Origin of the sequence: Caulobacter sp. B11, from assembly GCF_002737765.1 — a bacterium.
Lineage (GTDB): Bacteria > Pseudomonadota > Alphaproteobacteria > Caulobacterales > Caulobacteraceae > Caulobacter.
In genome coordinates this window covers 1-5,584 of the sequence record NZ_PEGG01000218.1, presented here as the reverse complement: position 1 = coordinate 5,584, position 5,584 = coordinate 1, and the positions used below count along the sequence as shown (strand labels likewise).

Genomic DNA, 5,584 nt, shown 5'->3' with positions numbered 1-5,584 from the left:
CGGCCCGGGCCAGCGAGGCGGCGGCGGCCCTGGCGGCCCTGCGCGAACCGGCCCAGGACGCGGCCCGGGCCATTGACGCGGCCTTCGCCAGCGCCGGGACCAGCCTGGCCCGGTCGCTTTCCCGGGCCGCCGCCGACGGCAAGATCAGCCTGGCCGAGCTGGCCCAGGCGGTGATCGCGGCGGTCAATGCGGCGGCGGGCGCCCCGGGCGGGGGTCTGGCGAAGCGCTCGGCGCGGTGCTGAAATCAACCTTCGCCGGAACCCGGGCCGAGGGCGGTCCGGTCAGCGCCGGCGGGACCTATCTTGTCGGCGAGCGCGGCCCGGAGCTGTTTCGTCCGGCCGGGGCGGGGACGATCGAACCCGCCGGGGCGAGCGGCGGGATCCATCTGACGATCCAGGTGCAGGGCGGCGACGTCGCCGCCCTGGCCCGCTCCGACGCCCAGCTGGCCCAGGCCCTGGCCCGGGCGGTCAGCCTCGGGGCCAGGGGGTTGTAGGGGGGCAAGCCCATCACCATTGCGCGACTCCCGTTTTCCGCCATCAGATGCGCTGGAGCATTTGGTGCGAGGCAAGATGACAGGCAGCGGGATTTTCTTCACCGACGCGGCTTTGGTGAGCTTCATGGTCTATGTGTTTCTGGGGGGATGGTTGGTGACCCTGGCCGGCTTGGCGCTGTCCATCATGGTGATGAGCCAGCCCGGACGCCGCGTCCGGGGCGTTGTCCTGGCGATCGGCTGCTTCGCGCCCGCAGCTTATATAGCGCTTTGGGCGCTGTTGGATCGGTTCGCGCCGGGCGGGCCTAGCACCACCGACATCCTGACCTACGCTGTGATGGCCGGTCTGGCTGTCTGTGTGTTCGGCGCGCCGCTGGCGGCCATGGCTTGCATCGTCCGCGCGCCGAAAGGCGAAAACGCCCCGTCCTGACGCTGCAGGACGGGGCGTTTCTTTCTGCGGATCTAACGGCTGGGCCCATTCAAGGCCGCCTTTATCCCCCTAGACCAGCACCGCCGTCACCGGCTCGGGGCCGAAGCGGTTCTCGCCCGGCTGGGTGGCGGCGCAGCCGACCCACAGGGTGAAGCCGACCGTGACCAGGAAGCCGGTGATCAGGCTCAGGATCACGCCGCCGACCCCGAACAGGGCCACGATGTCGGGATCGCCGTCGCCCAGCGAGGCGAAGGCCGAACCCATGACCAGCAGGGTGATCGAGCCGATCAGCAGCACCGGGCCGAACAGCAGCGGGATCAGCTGCAGCCAGCCGGTCTGGCCCATGTCGTGCAGGCGCTTGGTATAGATGCAGACCATGCAGAACAGGGCCAGCAGCGGCAGGAACGGCACCCAGCCCAGAACGACATTGACGCCCAGCAGCGACAGCCAGGCGATCCAGAACGCCTGACGGCCGATACGGCCCTCGGCGGTGAAAAACAGCGACTTCCAGTCCATCCAACAGCCCTCCAAATCCTGAGGCGAGATTATGGCGCGGCCGCTCGCCCGTTAAGTGAAAACGGCGTCATGACGGGGGTTTAACCCGGGGCGCCTCTCCCAATCCACGAGGTTCCCATGAGCTTTCACGAGGTCCGCCTGCCGGCGCGCCTGGCGTTCGGCTGCACCGGAGGGGTCGAGCGGCGCACCGAGGTCGTCACCCTGGCCTCGGGCTTCGAGCAGCGGGCCAGTCCCTGGGCCCACGGCCGGCGGCGCTATCTGATCGCCACCGCCGCCCGGCCGCTGGACGACGCCGCCGCCCTGGTGGCCTTCTTCGAGGCGCGGCGCGGCCGCCTGTACGGGTTCCGGTTTCGCGATCCGGCCGATTGCCGCTCCGGTCCGCCGTCGCGCGCCCCCCTGGCCGACGACCAGGCGCTGGGGGTGGGCGACGGAACGCGGACCCTGTTCCAGCTGCTCAAGACCTATGGATCGGGCGAGACGGCGGTCAGCCGGACCATCGCCAAGCCGGTGGCCGGCTCGGTGGTCCTGGCGGTCGGCGGCGTGACGCTGGCCCCGGCCGCCTTCAGCCTCGAGACCGCCACCGGCCGGGTGATCCTGGCGACCCCGCCCGCCGCCGGGGCGATGGTGACCGCCGGCTTTGAATTCGACACCCCCGTGCGCTTCGACACCGACCGCATCGACATCACCCATGAAGGCTTCGACGCCGCGCGGATCGGGGCCTGCGCCCTGGTCGAGGTGCGGGTCTGATGCGCGCCGTCCCGCCCGGGTTGGCCGACCGCCTTGAAAGCGGCGCGGCCGGCCTCTGCCACGCCTGGATCCTGACCCGCGCCGACGGCGAGCGCTTGGGCTTCACCGATCACGACCGCGACCTGAGCCTGGACGGGGTGACCTGTCGCGCCAACGCCGGCTGGACGGCCGGGGCGGTCGAGGCGGCGGCCGGCTTCGCCCCCGGCCAGGCCACGGCCCTGGGCGGCCTGGACGCCGCGGCCCTGACGGAGGTCGACCTGGCCGCCGGCCTCTATGACGGCGCCCAGGTCGCCTGCTGGCGTCTGGACTGGACCGATCCGGCCCTGCGGACGGTCCTGTGGCGCGGCCGCGTCGCCCGGGTCCGCCAGACGGGCGGGGCGGTCACGCTCGAGATCGAGGGCCCCCTGGCGGGGCTGGAGACGGTGGTCGGCCGCACCTATGGCCGGCTGTGCGACGCGGCGTTCGGCGACGGGCGCTGCGGGGTCGACGCCTCGGCCCATCCCGGCGCGACCTGCGACAAGCGCTGGAGCACTTGCCGAGACAGCTTCGCCAACAGCCTGAACTTTCGCGGTTTTCCCAGCCTGATCGGTGAGGATTTCCTGACCCTCTATCCGGTCGAGGGCGAACGTCACGACGGCGGGCGGCGGTGACCCCGATCGTCTCGGAAGCCCTGACCTGGCTGGGCACCCCCTATCGCCATCAGGCCAGCCTCAAGGGCGTCGGCTGCGACTGCCTGGGCCTGGTGCGCGGGGTGTGGCGGACGCTGTACGGCCCCGAGCCTGAACCGCCGCCGCCCTATCGCCCCGACTGGGCCGAGCTGAGCGATCACGAGCCGCTGCTGGAGGCCTTCGGGCGCTGGCTGGTCGCCGTGCCGCTGGCGCAGGCCGGCCCCGGCGACGTGCTGGTGTTCCGCATGGCCCCCGGCGCGGCGGCCAGGCACTGCGCGATCCAGGTCGCCCCCGACCGCATCGTCCACGCCTATTGGGGCCGGGCCTGCGTCGAAAGCTGGCTGGGCCGCTGGTGGCGCGAGCGGCTGGCGGCGGCTTACAAATTTCCTTCTCCCGCAAGGGGAGAGGGATCCATCAAGGAGTCCCCATGGCCCAGGTGATCCTGTCCAGCGTCGGCGCGGCCCTGGGCGGGCCGGTCGGCGGAGCGATCGGCGCCACTCTGGGCGCGGCCCTCGATCGGGCGGCGATCAACGCCCTGACCCCGGCCCGGCAGGTGGGGCCGCGCCTGAGCGAGCTGCGCCTGACCGGGGCGGCCGAGGGTGCGCCCATGGCCTGCCTGTTCGGCCGGGCCCGGGTGGCTGGTCAGGTGATCTGGGCGGCGCGGTTTCGCGAGCGGCGGGTCGAGGGCCGGGTGGGGGGCAGCAAGGGGGCCCGCACCGTCGCCCAGGCCTACAGCCTGTCCTTCGCCCTGGCCCTGTGCGAGGGGCCGATCGACGGGGTGGGACGGGTCTGGGCCGACGGCAAGCTTCTGGACCTGTCGGGCCTGACGCTGCGGGTGCATCGCGGCGACGCGGACCAGGGCCCCGACCCGCTGATCGTCGCGGTCGAGGGCCAGGCGCCCGCCTATCGCGGCACGGCCTATGTGGTGTTTGAGGACCTGCCGCTGGACGCCTTCGGCAACCGCCCGCCGCAGCTGTCGTTCGAGGTCTGGCGCCGTCCGCGCCCGGCCGGGGCGGCCCCGGGGCTGGAGGATCGCCTGACCGGGGTGTGCCTGATCCCCGGGGCGGGCGAGCAGGTCTACGCCACCGACGTGGTGCTGCGCCGCGACGGTCTGACCCGCACCAAGACCGAGAACCTCAACACCGCCGAGGGCCGCGCCGACCTGCTGGTGTCGCTGGACCAGCTGCAGGCGCAACTTCCGGGGGTCACCGAGGTGACGCTGGTGGTGTCGTGGTTCGGGACCGACCTGCGCTGCGGCGACTGCCAGATCCGGCCGGCGGTGGAACAGGCGGCCAAGGCGACGATTCCGCTGCAGTGGCGAGTGTCCGGGCTCGAGCGGGCCGGGGCGGCGGTGGTCTCGGTCCATGACGGCGGCCCGGCCTATGGCGGCACGCCCTCCGACGCCAGCGTGCTGCAGGCCATCGCCGAGCTGAAGCGGCGCGGGCTGAGGGTGACGCTGTATCCTTTCATCCTGATGGACATTCCACCCGCCAACGGCCTGCCCAATCCGCACGGCCGGGGCTCGCAGGCCGCCTATCCCTGGCGCGGCCGGATCGTCTGTTTTCCCCGGGCCGGGCGGCCGGGCAGCGTCGACGGCACGGCGGCGGCGACGGCCCAGGTCGCGGCCTTCTTCGGCGCGGCGACGCCGGACCAGTTCGGCGAGGCGGACGGCCTGCCGACCTATAGCGGCCCCAGCGACTGGGGACTGCGTCGCATGGTTCTGCACCATGCCCGCCTGGCCCAGCTGGCCGGCGGGGTCGACGGCTTCATCCTCGGCTCGGAGCTGCGCGGCCTGACCCCGGTGCGCGACGCGGCCGGCGGCTTTCCGGCGGTGGCGGCGCTGCGGGCCCTGGCCGGCGACGTGCGGACCATGCTGGGTCCCGAGACCGCCCTGGGCTACGCCGCCGACTGGAGCGAATATTCCGGCTTCCAGCCGGACGACGGATCGGGCGACGTGATCTTCCACCTCGATCCGCTGTGGAGCGATCCGGCCATCGATTTCGTCGGCATCGACTTCTATCCGCCCCTGGCCGACTGGCGCGAGGGCGAGGATCATCTGGACGCGGCGGCGGGGTTCGGCGGGCCGCACGACCCGGCCTATCTGGCCGCCAACCTGCGCGGCGGCGAGGGTTTCGACTGGTTCTACGCCAGCGACGCCGACCGTCTGGACCAGACGCGCAGCCCCATCACCGATGGGGCCCATGGCGAGCCGTGGATCTATCGCCCCAAGGACCTGCTGGCCTGGTGGAGCCAGCCGCATCATGACCGGCCCGGCGGGGTGCGGTCGGCAACCTCCACCGGCTGGATCCCCCGCTCCAAGCCGATCCGCCTGGTCGAGTTCGGTTGCGGCGCGATCGACAAGGGGGCCAATGCGCCCAACCTGTTCATCGACGCCAAAAGCGCCGAGAGCGCCCTGCCGCCGTTCTCGACCGCGACGAGCCGCGACGAGTTCGCCCAGCGCCGGTCCTGGAGGCGGTGCTGGCCATGGTCGCCGACCCGGACCTCAATGCCGTCTCGCCGCTCTATGGCGGCCCGATGATCGCTTCGGCCAGCGCCTGGTGCTGGACGCGCGACCGTTTCCCGACTTCCCGGCCCGGGCCGGGGTGTGGGGCCGACGGTCCAACTGGACCCTGGGCCACTGGCTCAACGGCCGCGCCGGGGCGCGCCCCTGGGCCAGCTTGTGATGGCCCTGGCCGAGCGGGCCGGGTCGCCCTGACGCCGGGCGAGGCGGCG

7 protein-coding genes and 1 pseudogene are annotated in these 5,584 nt (G+C 72.7%); 7 read left to right on the top strand and 1 reads right to left on the bottom strand.

The genetic code is table 11. The annotated features are described in order from the left end of the window. Together CSW58_RS09495 and CSW58_RS09490 are read left to right on the top strand one after the other, a co-directional pair. Nucleotides 1-493, top strand: a pseudogene (locus tag CSW58_RS09495) (phage tail tape measure C-terminal domain-containing protein); the annotation flags it as partial. A 19-nt stretch (nucleotides 494-512) separates the two neighbouring features. Beyond that, a complete protein-coding gene (locus CSW58_RS09490; RefSeq protein WP_143755149.1) occupies nucleotides 513-920 on the top strand; it encodes a hypothetical protein in 408 nt (135 codons plus the stop codon). A 69-nt stretch (nucleotides 921-989) separates the two neighbouring features. On the opposite strand, the gene CSW58_RS09485 is transcribed toward CSW58_RS09490, so the two are convergent. Continuing rightward, complete coding sequence (locus tag CSW58_RS09485) at nucleotides 990-1,436, bottom strand: DUF805 domain-containing protein (protein WP_099447113.1); 447 nt, start codon at nucleotides 1,434-1,436, stop codon at nucleotides 990-992. A 117-nt stretch (nucleotides 1,437-1,553) separates the two neighbouring features. On the opposite strand from CSW58_RS09485, the gene CSW58_RS09480 reads away from it, so the two are divergent. The 5 genes from CSW58_RS09480 to CSW58_RS16240 are packed head-to-tail and all read left to right on the top strand — an operon-like array spanning nucleotide 1,554 to nucleotide 5,535. Next, nucleotides 1,554-2,183: a DUF2460 domain-containing protein gene (locus tag CSW58_RS09480; protein ID WP_099447112.1), complete on the top strand. Its 630-nt coding sequence runs from the start codon at nucleotides 1,554-1,556 to the stop codon at nucleotides 2,181-2,183. Then, nucleotides 2,183-2,833: a DUF2163 domain-containing protein gene (locus tag CSW58_RS09475; protein WP_099447111.1), complete on the top strand. Its 651-nt coding sequence runs from the start codon at nucleotides 2,183-2,185 to the stop codon at nucleotides 2,831-2,833. Before CSW58_RS09480 ends, CSW58_RS09475 begins: the two co-directional genes overlap by 1 nt. Then, complete coding sequence (locus tag CSW58_RS09470; RefSeq protein WP_099447110.1) at nucleotides 2,830-3,291, top strand: NlpC/P60 family protein; 462 nt, start codon at nucleotides 2,830-2,832, stop codon at nucleotides 3,289-3,291. Before CSW58_RS09475 ends, CSW58_RS09470 begins: the two co-directional genes overlap by 4 nt. Further along, complete coding sequence (locus CSW58_RS09465; protein ID WP_369825144.1) at nucleotides 3,279-5,390, top strand: glycoside hydrolase TIM-barrel-like domain-containing protein; 2,112 nt, start codon at nucleotides 3,279-3,281, stop codon at nucleotides 5,388-5,390. Before CSW58_RS09470 ends, CSW58_RS09465 begins: the two co-directional genes overlap by 13 nt. A gap of 19 nt (nucleotides 5,391-5,409) precedes the next feature. Next, nucleotides 5,410-5,535: a hypothetical protein gene (locus tag CSW58_RS16240; protein ID WP_369825143.1), complete on the top strand. Its 126-nt coding sequence runs from the start codon at nucleotides 5,410-5,412 to the stop codon at nucleotides 5,533-5,535. Nucleotides 5,536-5,584: the final 49 nt, after the last annotated feature.